Raw genomic sequence first — 13,403 nt, 5'->3', positions numbered from 1 at the left:
AACCAGTGTGAAAGTAGGTTATCGTCAGGCTAGTTATATTAAAAAGCCCCTTCCAGTGATCTGGTCGGGGCTTTTTTGCGTCCATGCGCCGGGTCTTAAGCGGACCACGGAGACACGTAGGGCGGATTAGGCGGAACGCCGTAATCCGCCATTCCATGAGCCGTCGAAACGCATGCATGGCGGATTACGCTTCGCTAATCCGCCCTACGTGTCTCCTCGAGCCTTCTTATCACCGCTCACCAAAACTTTGCGTGATGCGGTCCAGGATGATCGCCAGCAACACGACACATAAACCGCTCTCAAAACCCAATCCCACATCCAGCTGCTGGATGCTGCTCAACACCTCTCCACCTAATCCGCCCGCGCCGACCATCGACGTGACGATCACCATCGACAAGGCCATCATGATGGTTTGATTGATGCCACCCATCAGAGCCGGCAAGGCCAGCGGCAGCTGTACCTTGAACAGCAACTGCCATCCGCTTGCGCCAAACGCTTGCCCGGCCTCCAACTGCTCCTTGTCCACCTGCAAAATCCCGATGGTGGTGAGCCGCACCGCCGGCGGCATCGCGAAAATCACCGTGGCGATGATGCCCGGCACGCGCCCAAGTCCGAACAGCATTACCGCCGGGATCAGATAAACAAAGGCAGGCATGGTCTGCATGAAATCCAGCACTGGCCGCAGCACCGCATGCACATGCCGGTTCCTGGCCGCTAAAATTCCAAGCGGCACACCCAGCGCCAAGCTGATCAACGTGGCCGACAAGGTCAGTCCCAACGTGACGATCATCTGCTGCCAATAGCCCAGCACCGCGATCAGCAACAACGCCGATCCCGCGAACAAGCCGAAGCGCCAGGACAGGCGGCGCCAGCCAATGATAGCGGCCGCAACGATCACTGCCCACGCGGGCGCCAGTTGCAGAACATTTTCAATAACACCGGCCAGACCTTCGATGACACGCCCGGCGCTGTCGAACAGGCCGCCGTTGTGATCGATCAGCATCCTGACCGCGCCGTTGACCGCGTCGCCGAGAGGCAAATATTGGTGGAATTGTTCGAACATATCAGCCCTTGGCGCTTGCGCGTGAAATGATGCGCAGCGCGCTGGCGGCGGTGATCAGTCCCAGCGCGACCCCGCTGGCGTCGCGCACGGTCAACGGCACTTGATAAGCAGTCAGTCGCGGCATCAATTCGCTCAGCCTGGCATCGGCGGCGACACTGGGCTGCTCGGGCGCCGACGCGGCCACCGCTTCGTGATCGATCAGGTCGGTCGCCAGCAAATGGCAGGACGTATCGGCGCTGTTGAAAAATTCGCGCACGTGATCGTTGACCGGATTCCCCAGCAGCTCACGCGACGTGCCTTGCTGAACCAGACGGCCGCCATGCAGCAGCGCGATCTGGTCGCCAAGATGCAGCGCTTCATCGATGTCGTGGGAGACAAACACAATGGTGCGGCGCCGCTCGCGCTGCAAGCTCAGCAGCAACTCCTGCATTTCGCGCCGTTTGAGCGGATCGAGCGCAGAGAACGCCTCGTCCATCAGCAGCAGCGCCGGGTCCACCGCCAGCGCCCGCGCCAGACCGACTCGCTGGCGCATGCCGCCGGACAGCTGATGCGGATACTGTTGCGCGTGCGCCAGCAGGCCGACCTGTTCCAGCATGGCCGATGCGCGCCGGTGCCGCTCCGTGCGGCCAACACCGGCGATCTCCAGGCCGAAGGCGGCATTATCGATTACGCTTCGATGCGGAAATAGCGCGGACGACTGGAACACCATGCCCATCGCCTCGCGCCGCAGTTGCTGCAACTGGCGCGGCGCCAGGCGGTTCAGGTCGACGCCGTCGATCAGCACCTGTCCGCGAGACGGCGGCGCCAGGCCGTTGATGGTGCGCAGCAAGGTCGACTTGCCCGAACCCGACAAGCCCATCAGCACGCAGATGCCACCCTCCGCGATGTCGAGCGACACATCGTCCAGCGCGGCGGCGGGACTCGAATCGAACACCTTGCAGACATTGCGCAGTGAGACTTTAACGTTGGACATGGCGGGTACTCACAGTTTGCCGTTCAGGGTCAGGAAGGCGGCGCGCGGAGCGCCCGCCAGCATGGTGGCGAAACCGCCCGATGGATCGCTGCTGGCGAAGCCGTTGGTGCCGATGGTGGCGAAGTAGCGCTTGTCGAACACGTTAGTCACGTTCAATTGCAGCGACGCGCTCTTGAATGGACCGATGTTGCCGAGCTTGTAGCCCGCGCTCAGGTTAGCCAGCCAGAACGACGGCACCGGGCTGTCGTTGAGATAGGTGTAGTAGCGCGTTCCCGTATATTTGGCGTCGGCGCGGGCGAACCAGCCGGCGCGCTCATACGATACCTCGGTGTTGAACAGTACTTTCGGCGCGTCGACCACGCGCTTGCCGTTGACGTTGATCGGCGTGGCGCCCTCGTAGTACACCGGCGCCTGCTTGTAGGCCGAGTCGTTGTAGGTGAAGGAATTGAACCAGGCCCATTCACGCGCGATCTTCCAGTCCAGCGCCGCCTCCAAACCCTTGGTCTCCACCTTGCCCACGTTGGCCAAGGTGGTCGGGCAACCGACAATGCCGGTGCAGGTGGCGACGTTCAACTGGCGGTTCTTGAAGTCTGCCACGTACAGCGCCAACGACGCCTGCAGCGGACCGCGCCGCGAGCGCAGGCCCAGGTCGACGGTGGTGGAGGTCTGCGGCTTGACCTTGCCCGCGCTCAGGTCGAACGCGGCCTGTGTCTGCGAGAACGGACCGTCGGCGCCGGCCTGGTAGGCGTTCATGTTCTTGGCCCACGACGAGAACAGTTCCTCGCGGTCGGTGAGGGCGTAGGTCAGGCCCGCCTGCGGCAGGAATTTCTTCGACGCCTCCAGCTTGCCGCCGGCGCGGCCGCCGACCAGGTTGTCGCCATCGATGCGCGCCTTGCTGCTCTTGAAGCCATAGCTGAGCTTGAGCTTGTCGTCGAGCGCGGCAAAGCTGTCCTGTAAATACAGCTGTGTGGTCTTGCTGACGAAGCGCTGGGCGATCACCGTCGAGAACGGATTGTCGAGGAAATGGTCGGTGCTTTCCGGACCGTCGACGGCGAAGAAGGCGCGCGACCAGCTGTGCACGCTGCGTTCGCCCCAGACGCCCGCCGTAACGGTGTGGCTGCCCAGCTCCCACGTCAGATCGCTGACCACGCCGGTACGGTCGATGGCGTAGGTTTGCGCCCGTACCGAGATCGGCACGCTGGCCGACGACGGCGTATACGGCGTGTACCAATGGCTCTCGCCATGGTTGCGGTGATCGTAGACGGTGGTTTTCAAGCGCACGGTATCGCTGGGATTCCACTCCAGCGCGACGCCGCCGAGCCAGTCGTTGCGCAAGCCGCGTCCGAGGTAATAGGCGTCGTCGAGGTTGTTGACGCCACCGCTGTAGACGCCCCTGGCGGCGGCGACCGCGCGTTGCCAGTCGGGCGCGTAGTTGTCCCATTTGTAGCCGAGCCGGCGCACGCTGTCGAACGACAAGTCCTGGTAGTCGGTCTCGTCGCGTTCGGAGTAGTTGAAGAAGGCGCTCAACTGGCTGGCGCCGAGCTTTTGCACCACCTTGGAATTGAACTGGTTCTGGTCCTGGCCGCCGTCGCCTTTCCACTTGTCGGCGCGCTGGCGCGTCAGCGACAGATAGGCTTTGGTGTCGGTCGGCAGAAGGCCCGTGTCATAGCGGACGAAAGTGCGCGAGGTGCTGTCGCTACCCAGCGTTTGCGACAGGGTGGCGCCGGGGACATCGGCGGGGCCGCGCGTGGTGAAGCCGACCGTGCCGCCCAGATTGCTGGTCGAGGCCGTGCCGAGCGCGCCCGTCCCTTGCGACACCGCGACGTTGCCGACGTTTTCGGACGAGATGGCGCGGCTGATGTGCAAGCCGTTGTGGTTGCGGTAGCTCATGTCGCCAAGCGGGATGTCGTCGAGGGTGAACCCCAGCTGGTTCTGGCTGAAGCCACGGATCGAGATGTGCGCCGACCACTCGTAGGCGCCGAACGGATCGGCCGACTGGAACGATACGCCGGGCAACTTCTCCAAGGTCTTCAGCGGGCTGGTGCCGGGGATGGCCTCGGCCAGATCCTTGCGCGTGATGTTCTGCACCTGGCGGCCCTGGCCCTGCACGAACACGGTCTCGATCGGCGTATCGGTGGAGGCGGCGATCGGCGCCGGGTCGGCCGCGGCATGGGCGGAGCAGGCCAGCGCCTGCAACACGAGAAGGTGGAGGGGTTTGAATCGCAGTGCGTGTCGCATCGGTGGCTCCGGCGGTAGTGGATGAAGAGATGGGGGAATCAGGGCTGGGCCAGGCGCGCGCGTACGGCGGACGCGGCGTCGCCGCCGGTGCGGGTGGTGACGCCGGCCAGCCAGGCGTTCGCCAGCTCGGGCCGGGCGCGCAGTTGGCGCAGGGCGGCGGTGCGCGCCGGCTGTTTTTTGTCGAGCATGTCGGCCATGATGGCGTGCTCGAGCGGCGCGCTGAATTCGATCTGGGCAAACAGCCGGCCGACGTTGGGGCAGGCCGCGCGGTAACCACGGCGCGCCACCGTGTTGACGCTGGCGCTGCCGAATTTCGGCCCGAAGTACAGGTCGTCGCCGTCGAGGTAGGCCAGCTTGAAGGTGTTGTTCATTTGGTGCGGTTCCCAGGCGAGGAACACGATCCATTCGGCATTGCGGCCTTTGCGGGTGACCTGGCTGAGCATGCCTTGTTCGCTCGACTCGACCAAGGTCCAGCCGCCGAGGCCGTAGCTTTGGGCGGCCAGCATTTTCTTGATGGATTGATTGGCGGGCGCGCCCGATTCGATGCCGTAGATTTTGCGGTCGAACTTGTCGGCGTGTTTGGCCAGGTCGCTGAAGGTGCGCACGCCGGCGCGTGCCACGTAGTCCGGCACGGCCAGCGTGAACTTGGCGCCCGGCAGGTTGGCGTGCAGGAAGTCGATCGTGCCGGCCTTCAGCAATGGATCGACCAGCTGACGCTGGGCTGGCATCCAGTTGCCGAGGAAGACGTCGATCTGGCCTTTTTGCAAGCCGGCGTAGGTGATCGGCACCGACAGCGGCAGCACTTTCTGTTCGTAGCCGAGGGCGTCGAGCACGATGCCAGCCAGCGCGTTGGCGGCGCCGATGTCGGTCCAGCCGGGATCGGCCATGCGCACCGCGCGGCAGGATTCGGGTTCGGCGGCGTGGGCCGGGTTGGCGATCGCGGCCAGCATGACGGCGCCGGCGGCCAGCGTGGTCAGCGCGGCGCGGTGCGCGAGGCGGACCGGGCCGGATGGATATGCGTGATTCATGCGTCGGCTCCTGGTCGGACGGACAGGCGCGCCCGGGCCTCCAGCGCGTCGAGGTCGAGATGGTTGCGGATGTAGCGTTTGCTGGCGTCGCGCGGCGGCTGGTAATCCCATGCGTGATGCACGCCGAGCGCGTTGGCGGCGCCGATAAAGCGCCGGCGCGCCTGGCTGGCCAGCACTTGCCGGTGCAGCGCCGGCAAGTCCCAGCGGCGCACGGTGTCAGCGCGGAAGCGGGCCAGCACGTCGGCGCTGGCCGGGTCCGATGCCAGGTTGCGCAGTTCGTCGGGATCATCGCCGAGGTGGTAGAGCTGGTCGGGATCGGTCGGCGAGTGGACGAACTTCCAGGCGCCCTGGCGCAGCATGACGATGGGCGCCAGTGCACCCTCGGCCAGATATTCGGCGGCGACGCCGTCGTGGCCGCCGCGTTGCGTAAGGTGGGGCAGCAGGCTGCGACCGGCGATGTCGAGCGGGAAGGCGGCGCCGGCCGGCGGCGTGGCGCCGTCGTGGGCCAGGTCTAGCAAGGTCGGCAGCAGATCGACCAGCGACACCGACTCGGCCACGCGATGCGGCTGGAACCGTTGCGGCGCATGGACGATCAGCGGCACGCGGCTGGCCGGCTCGAAAAAGTTCATCTTGTACCAGAGGCCGCGTTCGCCCAGCATGTCGCCGTGGTCGGAGGTGACGATGATGACGGTGTCGTCGGCCTGGCCCGATTCGCGCAGCGCGCGCAGCAGCACGCCGATCTGCTCGTCCACATACGAGATGGCGCCGTAGTAGGCCCGGCGCGCGCGGCGCGTCTGCTCCGACGTGACCGGTGTTTGATCCAGTCCGATCACGGCGCGCAGGCGGCGCGAGTGCGCGTCCTCGCCGGCCGGCGCCTCGGGCACGCGCGGCGGGTCGATGTCGGCATCGCTGTATTGCTCCCAGTATGGCGAGCAGATTGCGTAGGGATCGTGTGGGTGCGTCATCGCCACGGTCATGCAGAACGGCCTGCGGTCGGGGTCGCGGGCGAGGTCGAACAGCTTTTGGCGCGCGGCGAACACGACCTCGTCGTCGAAGTCGAGCTGATTGCTGCGCGCGCAGTGGCCGGCGTCGATCACCGACGACATGTTGTGATACCAGTCGGGGCGCACGTCCGGTTGCCGCCAGTCCGGCGTCCAGCCGAAGTCGGCCGGATAGATGTCGGTGGTCAGGCGCTCCTCGAAGCCGTGCAACTGGTCGGCGCCGCAAAAGTGCATCTTTCCCGAGAGGATGGTGCGGTAGCCGGCGTGGCGCAGGTAATGGGCGAACGTCACCGCCTCGGAGGAGAGGGCGGCGGCATTATCGTGGCCGCCGTTGGCCGATGGCAGGGTGCCGGTCATCAGCGCATAGCGCGACGGCGCGCACAACGGCGAATTGCAATACGCCGAATCGAAGACCACGCCGGCGGCGGCCAGGGCATCGATTTGCGGCGTCGAGGTGACCCGGTTGCCGTAGGCGGCCAGGGCGCGCGCGGTCAATTGGTCGGCCATCAGGATCAGAATATTAGGCTGCATTAGGCATCTGCGTAAATGTATCGATGCACGCATTCTGCGATGTGCGCCGAAAATTATGAACGTATCAATTTGCATATTCATATTCGAATAATATAAATATGGCTTATGTATGAAATTGAGATTTTCTTTGCAAATTCAGCGTCTTGAGGGCAGAATAAATTATCGAAACATAAGAGAACTTTATGGCTAATCCACCTCAAGGAGTTCCGTTGCACAGTCTGGTCTTCTTCGAATCGGCGGTGCGGCACCTGAATTTCACGCTGGTGGCGGAGGAATTCGGCACCAGCCAGCCGGCCGTCAGCCAGCGTATCGCCGCACTGGAAAAAGACTTGGGCACGGCGCTGTTCAAGCGCGCCCATCGCGGCGTGACGTTGACGGCGGACGGCGCCACCTTGCACGAGGCGGTGCGCGATCATCTGGCGGCGATCCATGGCGCGGTAGACAAGCTGCGCGCGCGGCGCACCCGCCAAGTGGTGACGGTGGCGACCGATTTCGCCTTCGCGCAGTTCTGGCTGATGCCGCGTCTGGCGGCGTTTCAAGAGTTGCGGCCCGAGCTCGACGTGCGCATCGTCACCTCGCAAAACGCCTTCGACATCCGTGGCGAGGCGGTGGATTTGGCGATCTCGTTCGGCGACGGCCAATGGACTGGATGCGACGCGCGGCAGATCTTGCCTGAGGTGGTGGTGCCGGTGTGCTCACCGGCGTGGCTGGAGCGGCACGCGCAAGCCGGTGGCGCGCCCGCCGACGTGTTGCGCTTGCCGCTGCTGCATTTGGGCGGCGGCGGTCTAAACCGCTGGATGACCTGGCGGGACTGGGCGCAACTGCAAGGGCTGCCTGGCGGTGGCGATATCCCGAGCCTGACGCTGGGGAATTATCCGTTGCTGATCCAGGCGGCGATCGCCGGGCACGGCGTCGCGCTGGGATGGCGTCCGTTGGTCGATGAGTTGGTGAGGGGCGGCCAGCTGGTCGTTCTGCCGACGCCGGCCCTGAGCACACGACTCGGCTATTTCCTGGTGCGGCCGCACGGCCGCGAGCCGTGGGAAGCGCTCGACAGCCTGGGCGAGTGGATCGTGCGCGGTTGCGCCTAGAACTGGCGCGGCCGCGCGCAATGCGCCAAGCCTGCAAACACCATGACGCGCGAAACACTACGGAAATACGTAGGGCGGATTAGCGAAGCGTAATCGGCCAATGCGTGCGTTTCGACGACGCACGCATTGGCCGATTACGGCGTTCCGCCTAATCCGCCCTACCTGTCGCTAGAAATTGAAGCGAGCGCCGAACGAGAACAGCGACACTTCGGTTTTGGTCAGATAGCTGGCGTCCACGCCGATCGACCAGTGGCGGTTGAAGGCGTAGCTGACGCCCACGCCCACCATCGGATCCGTTTCATCGCGGTCGGGCAGGTCGCCGCGGTTGCCCTGCATCGAAGTGCGGCCGACGCCGGCGCGGCCGAACAGGCTGAAGCGCTCGTTGAGCGGCACCGTACCCTGGACCGCGATGCCATATGTACGATCCGGGTAGTAACCGGCCTCGGTGAACATGCCACGGAACGGATCGAGGCTCAGGCCGCGTGTGTAGACGTCGAAGCCGAAATTGGGCGTGTACTGGTAGCCGACCGCGCCGCCGACTGAAAAGTCGCTGCTGTTGTCCGCGTATTTGGACGAGACCGAGGCGCGTCCGCCGGAGACGCCCAGATACACGCCAGGTTCAAACGGTGCCGCGAACGATGGGCCGGCAACGGCGAGCGCGGCCGCCGCGATGATGGAGAGTCGCATAAGGTTCCTTAGGGTTGAGACGAAAAACGCGACATTGATTTATTTGTAATGCCGTCGTCCTCGCATACTAACCTCTAATTATCTTTACGGCAACCTTGCCGTTTCCGCCGGCTGGGGCGCCAGCATGCGCCGCATCGCCTCGGCCTCTTCGCCGGGGCTGCGGCCGAAGTAGCGTTTGAATTCACGGCTGAACTGCGACGGGCTTTCGTAGCCGACCTGTGCCGATGCCGCCTGCGCCGTGATGTCGCTGCGCGCCATCAGCAGCCGCGCCTGGTGCAGCCGCGCCGACTTCAGATACTGGATCGGCGAGCAGTGCGTCACCGATTTGAAATGCACGTGGAAGGCCGGCACGCTCATGCTGGCCTCGGCCGCCAGCATGCCGACATCCATGTCGGCCGCGCAATCGGCGTGGATGCGCCTCAGCGCCTTGGCGATGCGGCCGAACTGGCCCTGGCTGGTCAACGCGGCGCGCATCGCCGCCCCTTGTTCGCCCATCAGCACGCGGAAGCAGATTTCGCGCACGATGGCCGGACCGAGCACGCGCGCCTCCAGTGGCGAGCTCAGCGCTTCCATCAGGCGCAGCACGGTCTCGCGCAGGCGCTCGTCCATCCGCGTGGTCATCATGCCCTTGGGCATGGCCGGCACCTCGTTGGCGGTCTGGTCGATGGCGAACATCAGGTCGGCCAGCGTGGTGCGGTCGACCCGGATGACCAGGCCCAGGAACGGTTCCTCGACCGATGCCTCGGTGGCGCTGATGAACGGCGTGGGGATGGCGACCACCAGGTAGTGCTCGGCGTCGAACTGCAGCACGTCCTCGCCGAAGTGGGCGCGCTTGCGGCCTTGCAGCACGATGGCGATGCAGGGATCGGACATGGCGGGCGCCTTGGTCACGCTCTGCGTGGCGCGGGTCAGGCGCACGTCCTCCAGCGCCGTCTCGGTGTAGCCGTCGTGTTTCGCCAGGCTGGTGTGCAGCGCGATCATGCGTTCCAATTCGAATCCTTCCAAAAATACGGTGGTGAATAGGAATGATCCATCAAAGTCGCCGCGCTGGCTACCTGGCTCTCATCGAAGTATAGGATTAGGCAAGAAACACATAGACATGTGCATTCGCAGCAAAGCCGGATGTTCGTATGATGCATGCTGGTTTTATTGCCATTGAAAGGAGCGCATCATGACTGCTATTGCACATACCACTCGAAAGGTGATCCTGATTGCCGGGGCCAGCCGGGGCAGCGGTCCTGCCACGGCGCGTCAGCTGGCCGGCGAGGGCCATCACGTGGTGCTCGGCGCGCGCCGCTCCGCCAAGCTGCATGCGCTGGTGACGGAAATCCGCAGCGCCGGCGGCTCGGCCGAGTGGTTCGCGCTGGACGTCTCGCGGCCGGAGGAGATGCGCGAATTCCTGGCGTTCGCCGAGGATGTGCACAAGCGGATCGACGTCGTCATCAATAATTGTTGAGGACGTCGTGCCGCTTCGCCGTGGGCCGTTTTCCTAGGCCGCCACGTTCAGCTTGCCGGCGCCCGATTGCGCCAGCACGATCGCGGACAGGTCCGCCGTCGCGTCCAGATGCGCGAGGGCGCCGCCGCCAGGCCCGTTGCCCGAAGGCGACGACGACAGATCGACCGCCTTGCCATTGACCAGCGATCCCGAATCGGTCAAATGTCCCGAATCACCAAAACGTTTGACCAGGCTGCTTGTATCGACGCCCTGGGTCTCGAAGGCGTTGTTCTGCGACGTGATGTCCGAGTGCACGCCGACCCCCAGGTTGTATTGGAAGCGTTCGGTCTGCGACGAACTGTCCCGGTACAGATTGTTCGCCACGTCGACGTGGCCGTAGCGAACACGCGGATCGCGCTGCGACACCCCAGCAAACAGGTTGTGGTCGATGGTGACGTTGAGCTTGCCCGCGTCGCTGGTCCTGCCGTCGCTCGAGCCAATCAGGATCGACTTGTTGTGACTCAAGAATTGATTGTTGGAGATGGTGGCGAAGTTGGCGCCGTTGGTGAAGTCGATCTGGTCGCCGCTGATGGCGCCGGCCGGCGCCTTGCCGTCGCTGAAGGTGTTGTGGTCGACCCACAGGTTCTGCGTGCCTTTCGCTTCAATGCTGTAGACCCGGCCGTGCGGATTGCCCTGGTCGTCCTTGCCCGGGAAGAAATCGAATGGCGTGCTCATGTTGAGGTTGCGGATGATGACGTTGCGCGAGTCGTTCACGTTGAAGCCGCCGCCCGTGATCCCGGCGTCGGGGCCGACGCCGATGATGGTGGTGTTCGAACCCACGGTCAGCATGTCGTGGTCGAGCTGGGCTTTTTCGTTGGCGAAGTCGGCTTTGCTCAGCTGCCGGCCCTGGTCGTCGGCGTTCAGGTTGATGTTGCCGGTGATTTTGATGATCTTGGGCGTGGCGTTGCCGCCATTGGTGGCGTTGTTGCCGCCGAGCGCGGCCAGCAGTTCGGCGCGCGTCGAGACGGTGTAGACGTGGGCGTTGTCGGCCTTCGAACCGCCGGTGACGCCGCCGTTCCGCGCGCCCCAGCCGTGGCCGGCGTCCAGCGTCTGGCGCGCGTCGACGTCCGTCGCGGGCTTGCCCGTCGGCGCGATGACCGGCGTGGCGACGGGCGCTACCGTCCTCGGTGCGGACGCCGCTATCCTGGATGTGTGCCGGGTGCTGTTGGTGGTGGTGTCGGGCGAATCGGGTAGCTTGGTTGTCGTCGTCAGCTGCACCGGCGGCGTGGCGCTCGTGGGATTGATGGACGCGTTGTCGTCGGTCGCCGGCGTCTTGTGGTGATGGCCTTGATGGCCGTGATGCTTGTGCAGGTGATGCTGGTGGCCGTGATGTTTGTGGCCGCCGGCGGCCGCATCGTTATTGGACAGCGATTTCTGATATTTCTTCAACATGCTTCGCAAGCCGGGAGGACGCGGGTTTCCAAGTCCTTGGCGTGGGCATGTTTTTGAATTGCCAGCGATGCGCTGAGGTGTGTCTTTCCGCTGATAGCGGGTTGGTCGTTTGAGATTTTCATTGGGCATGCTCCGTTGCGTCGAACGATGGTGCAGCCGGTCGTTTCGACTGGGGTCGGGAAGGATGTGGCTTTTACGGGGCCACCCCACATCGTGGGCGCGTGCGGAGCGAAGACTGTCGCGGCAGCCGCAGTTTTGGTGCCAGGGGCGAAAGACATTTAAGGCGCTGTTGGAGCGTGCCGGATAGAAGCGGCGGAAAGAAATCCTGCGCCAAGCGCTGACGTAGGCAAAGAAGTATGCTGTCGCACATGATGAGTCAATAGGGATCGTGATGAATATCGCAACAGACAAGGGCGCGGCCGGGCGCGCCATTTTCGCGGGCCTGTGCGCCAGCCTCGTGGGCATCGGCCTGGCGCGCTTCGGCTACACGCCGTTGATACCGCCGCTGATCGAGGCGCACTGGTTTGCCGCGCAGGATGTGGTCTATCTGGGCGCGGCCAATCTGGTTGGATATCTCGTGGGTGCTTTGGCGGGGCGTCCGCTGGCCGCGCGGCTAACGGCGCGGGCGACGCTGCGCCTGATGATGATGCTGGCCTCGCTGGCATTCTTCGCTTGCGCCTTCCCGCTGTCGGTGAGCTGGTTCTTTGTTTGGCGTCTGTTGTCGGGCATATCCGGCGGCATCATCATGGTGCTGGTCGCGTCGACGGTGTTGCCGCATGTGCCGCTCGAGCGCAGGGGGACGGCGAGCGGGGCGATCTTCCTGGGCGTGGGCGTTGGTATTGCCGCCTCGGGTACGGTGGTGCCGATGCTGCTGGGTGTCGGTTTGCGCGAGACGTGGCTCGGTCTGGGCGCGCTGGCGCTGGTGCTCAGTATCGCAAGTTGGTTCTGTTGGCCGTCCGCGCCGCACGTTCATGCCGCCGCTCAAAGCGCGCAGCCTACGGAGGCTAAAGCCGGCGCGCGTTTCGATCTGAACGTGCTTTATGTCCAGTACGCGTTGATGGCGATCGGCCTGGTTCCGCTAATGGTGTTCTTGGTTGACTACGTCGCGCGTGGCTTGGGATGGGGAACGCACACGGCGGCCTTGTTCTGGATCGCTTACGGCATAGGTGCGATCGCCGGACCAATGGTCTATGGCGCCATGACCGACCGTATCGGTCCGACACGCACAGCGCAGTGGGCGTTGATCATGCAGGCCGGCGTGATCGCGTTAATGATGTTTTCTGCAAATCATGTGGTGCTCATCGCGGCCACGGTTGTCGTTGGTTCTTTCCCGCCGGGGATCGTGCCGATTGTGCTGGGCCGCGTACATCAGATTTTACCGGGCGATGCGCACGCCCAGAGCGCCGTATGGAGCCGGGCCACGACAGTGTTCGCCTTGTTCCAGGCGTTGGCCGGTTATGGCTATTCCTATCTGTTCGCGCAAAGCGGCGGCGACCACCGTTTGCTGATGGGAATAGGCGCGGGCGCGTTGTTAATCGCGGTGCTTGCTGATGGCGTGAAGAAAGTTCTTGCCAAGCCTAAAGGGGCTTTGCTATAGTTCGCCTCCTCGCAAAACGGTGCACACAAAACAAGGTGTTGCAGAGTGAAGCGAGGCAAAAAAGAAGGTTGACGAAACGGTCTAAACGATTCATACTCTTCCTTCTTCGCTGACAGACAAAACGATTTGTTGGCGACGCAGTACCGCCCTCGGCGGGAGCCCAGTTCTTTAAAAATTAACAGTCGATAAGTGTGGACGTTTGATGAAAGTGCACGCGGAGCAAGGGTAACCAAGTTCCGCGATACTTAAAATATCAAATGTTCACAAGAAGTAATGAAATAGGCGCTATGAAAATAGTGGCCTGTCAGTA

Annotated in this window: 11 protein-coding genes; 3 read left to right on the top strand and 8 right to left on the bottom strand. The window is 63.8% G+C overall.

Annotation, left to right across the window (positions count from 1 at the left end):
- Positions 1–229: 229 nt before the first annotated feature.
- The 5 genes from AC07P1_RS33530 to betC are packed head-to-tail and all read right to left on the bottom strand — an operon-like array spanning position 230 to position 6,834.
- The gene (locus AC07P1_RS33530) at positions 230–1,063 is read right to left on the bottom strand and encodes an ABC transporter permease (RefSeq protein ID WP_494699920.1); all 834 of its coding nucleotides are present in this window, start codon (positions 1,061–1,063) and stop codon (positions 230–232) included.
- A gap of 1 nt (position 1,064) precedes the next feature.
- The gene (locus AC07P1_RS33525) at positions 1,065–2,036 is read right to left on the bottom strand and encodes an ATP-binding cassette domain-containing protein (protein WP_494699919.1); all 972 of its coding nucleotides are present in this window, start codon (positions 2,034–2,036) and stop codon (positions 1,065–1,067) included.
- Between the two features lie 9 nt (positions 2,037–2,045).
- A complete protein-coding gene (locus AC07P1_RS33520) occupies positions 2,046–4,274 on the bottom strand; it encodes a TonB-dependent receptor (RefSeq protein ID WP_494699918.1) in 2,229 nt (742 codons plus the stop codon).
- Between the two features lie 38 nt (positions 4,275–4,312).
- Positions 4,313–5,302, bottom strand: coding sequence for a choline ABC transporter substrate-binding protein (gene choX, locus AC07P1_RS33515; protein ID WP_494699917.1), 990 nt, complete (start codon positions 5,300–5,302; stop codon positions 4,313–4,315).
- Positions 5,299–6,834 (bottom strand): choline-sulfatase, encoded by a 1,536-nt coding sequence (betC, locus tag AC07P1_RS33510; protein ID WP_494699916.1) that lies wholly within the window; start codon positions 6,832–6,834, stop codon positions 5,299–5,301. Before betC ends, choX begins: the two co-directional genes overlap by 4 nt.
- Before the next feature lie 182 nt (positions 6,835–7,016).
- Between betC and AC07P1_RS33505 the strand changes: the two genes are divergently transcribed.
- Positions 7,017–7,922, top strand: coding sequence for a choline sulfate utilization transcriptional regulator (locus tag AC07P1_RS33505; protein ID WP_494699915.1), 906 nt, complete (start codon positions 7,017–7,019; stop codon positions 7,920–7,922).
- Positions 7,923–8,090: 168 nt separating this feature from the next.
- Here the strand turns inward: AC07P1_RS33505 and AC07P1_RS33500 are convergent, their stop codons facing one another.
- Together AC07P1_RS33500 and AC07P1_RS33495 are read right to left on the bottom strand one after the other, a co-directional pair.
- Entirely contained in the window at positions 8,091–8,609 is a 519-nt protein-coding gene (locus AC07P1_RS33500) for a porin family protein (RefSeq protein ID WP_494699914.1), read from the bottom strand.
- An 84-nt stretch (positions 8,610–8,693) separates the two neighbouring features.
- Positions 8,694–9,590, bottom strand: coding sequence for an AraC family transcriptional regulator (locus tag AC07P1_RS33495; protein ID WP_494699921.1), 897 nt, complete (start codon positions 9,588–9,590; stop codon positions 8,694–8,696).
- A gap of 190 nt (positions 9,591–9,780) precedes the next feature.
- Between AC07P1_RS33495 and AC07P1_RS33490 the strand changes: the two genes are divergently transcribed.
- The gene (locus AC07P1_RS33490) at positions 9,781–10,065 is read left to right on the top strand and encodes an SDR family NAD(P)-dependent oxidoreductase (protein WP_494699913.1); all 285 of its coding nucleotides are present in this window, start codon (positions 9,781–9,783) and stop codon (positions 10,063–10,065) included.
- A gap of 33 nt (positions 10,066–10,098) precedes the next feature.
- On the opposite strand, the gene AC07P1_RS33485 is transcribed toward AC07P1_RS33490, so the two are convergent.
- Entirely contained in the window at positions 10,099–11,496 is a 1,398-nt protein-coding gene (locus AC07P1_RS33485) for a pectate lyase family protein (protein ID WP_494699912.1), read from the bottom strand.
- Positions 11,497–11,887: 391 nt separating this feature from the next.
- On the opposite strand from AC07P1_RS33485, the gene AC07P1_RS33480 reads away from it, so the two are divergent.
- On the top strand, positions 11,888–13,093 hold the full coding sequence (locus AC07P1_RS33480; RefSeq protein ID WP_494699911.1) for a YbfB/YjiJ family MFS transporter: 1,206 nt from the start codon (positions 11,888–11,890) through the stop codon (positions 13,091–13,093).
- The last annotated feature ends 310 nt before the right edge of the window (positions 13,094–13,403 follow it).

The sequence above is a fragment of the Duganella sp. GW821-FHT07F09 genome, assembly GCF_059418705.1.
This window is presented reverse-complemented; position numbering and strand designations above follow the sequence as displayed.

Excerpts from the sequence above, each read along its gene's own strand:
- AC07P1_RS33480 (WP_494699911.1), top strand. The coding sequence starts at position 11,888 with ATGAATATCGCAACAGACAAGGGCGCGGCCGGGCGCGCCATTTTCGCG.
- AC07P1_RS33520 (WP_494699918.1), bottom strand. The coding sequence starts at position 4,274 with ATGCGACACGCACTGCGATTCAAACCCCTCCACCTTCTCGTGTTGCAG.
- AC07P1_RS33500 (WP_494699914.1), bottom strand. The coding sequence starts at position 8,609 with ATGCGACTCTCCATCATCGCGGCGGCCGCGCTCGCCGTTGCCGGCCCA.
- AC07P1_RS33530 (WP_494699920.1), bottom strand. The coding sequence starts at position 1,063 with ATGTTCGAACAATTCCACCAATATTTGCCTCTCGGCGACGCGGTCAAC.
- AC07P1_RS33495 (WP_494699921.1), bottom strand. The coding sequence starts at position 9,590 with ATGATCGCGCTGCACACCAGCCTGGCGAAACACGACGGCTACACCGAG.
- betC (WP_494699916.1), bottom strand. The coding sequence starts at position 6,834 with ATGCAGCCTAATATTCTGATCCTGATGGCCGACCAATTGACCGCGCGC.
- AC07P1_RS33505 (WP_494699915.1), top strand. The coding sequence starts at position 7,017 with ATGGCTAATCCACCTCAAGGAGTTCCGTTGCACAGTCTGGTCTTCTTC.
- AC07P1_RS33490 (WP_494699913.1), top strand. The coding sequence starts at position 9,781 with ATGACTGCTATTGCACATACCACTCGAAAGGTGATCCTGATTGCCGGG.
- AC07P1_RS33525 (WP_494699919.1), bottom strand. The coding sequence starts at position 2,036 with ATGTCCAACGTTAAAGTCTCACTGCGCAATGTCTGCAAGGTGTTCGAT.
- choX (WP_494699917.1), bottom strand. The coding sequence starts at position 5,302 with ATGAATCACGCATATCCATCCGGCCCGGTCCGCCTCGCGCACCGCGCC.
- AC07P1_RS33485 (WP_494699912.1), bottom strand. The coding sequence starts at position 11,496 with ATGTTGAAGAAATATCAGAAATCGCTGTCCAATAACGATGCGGCCGCC.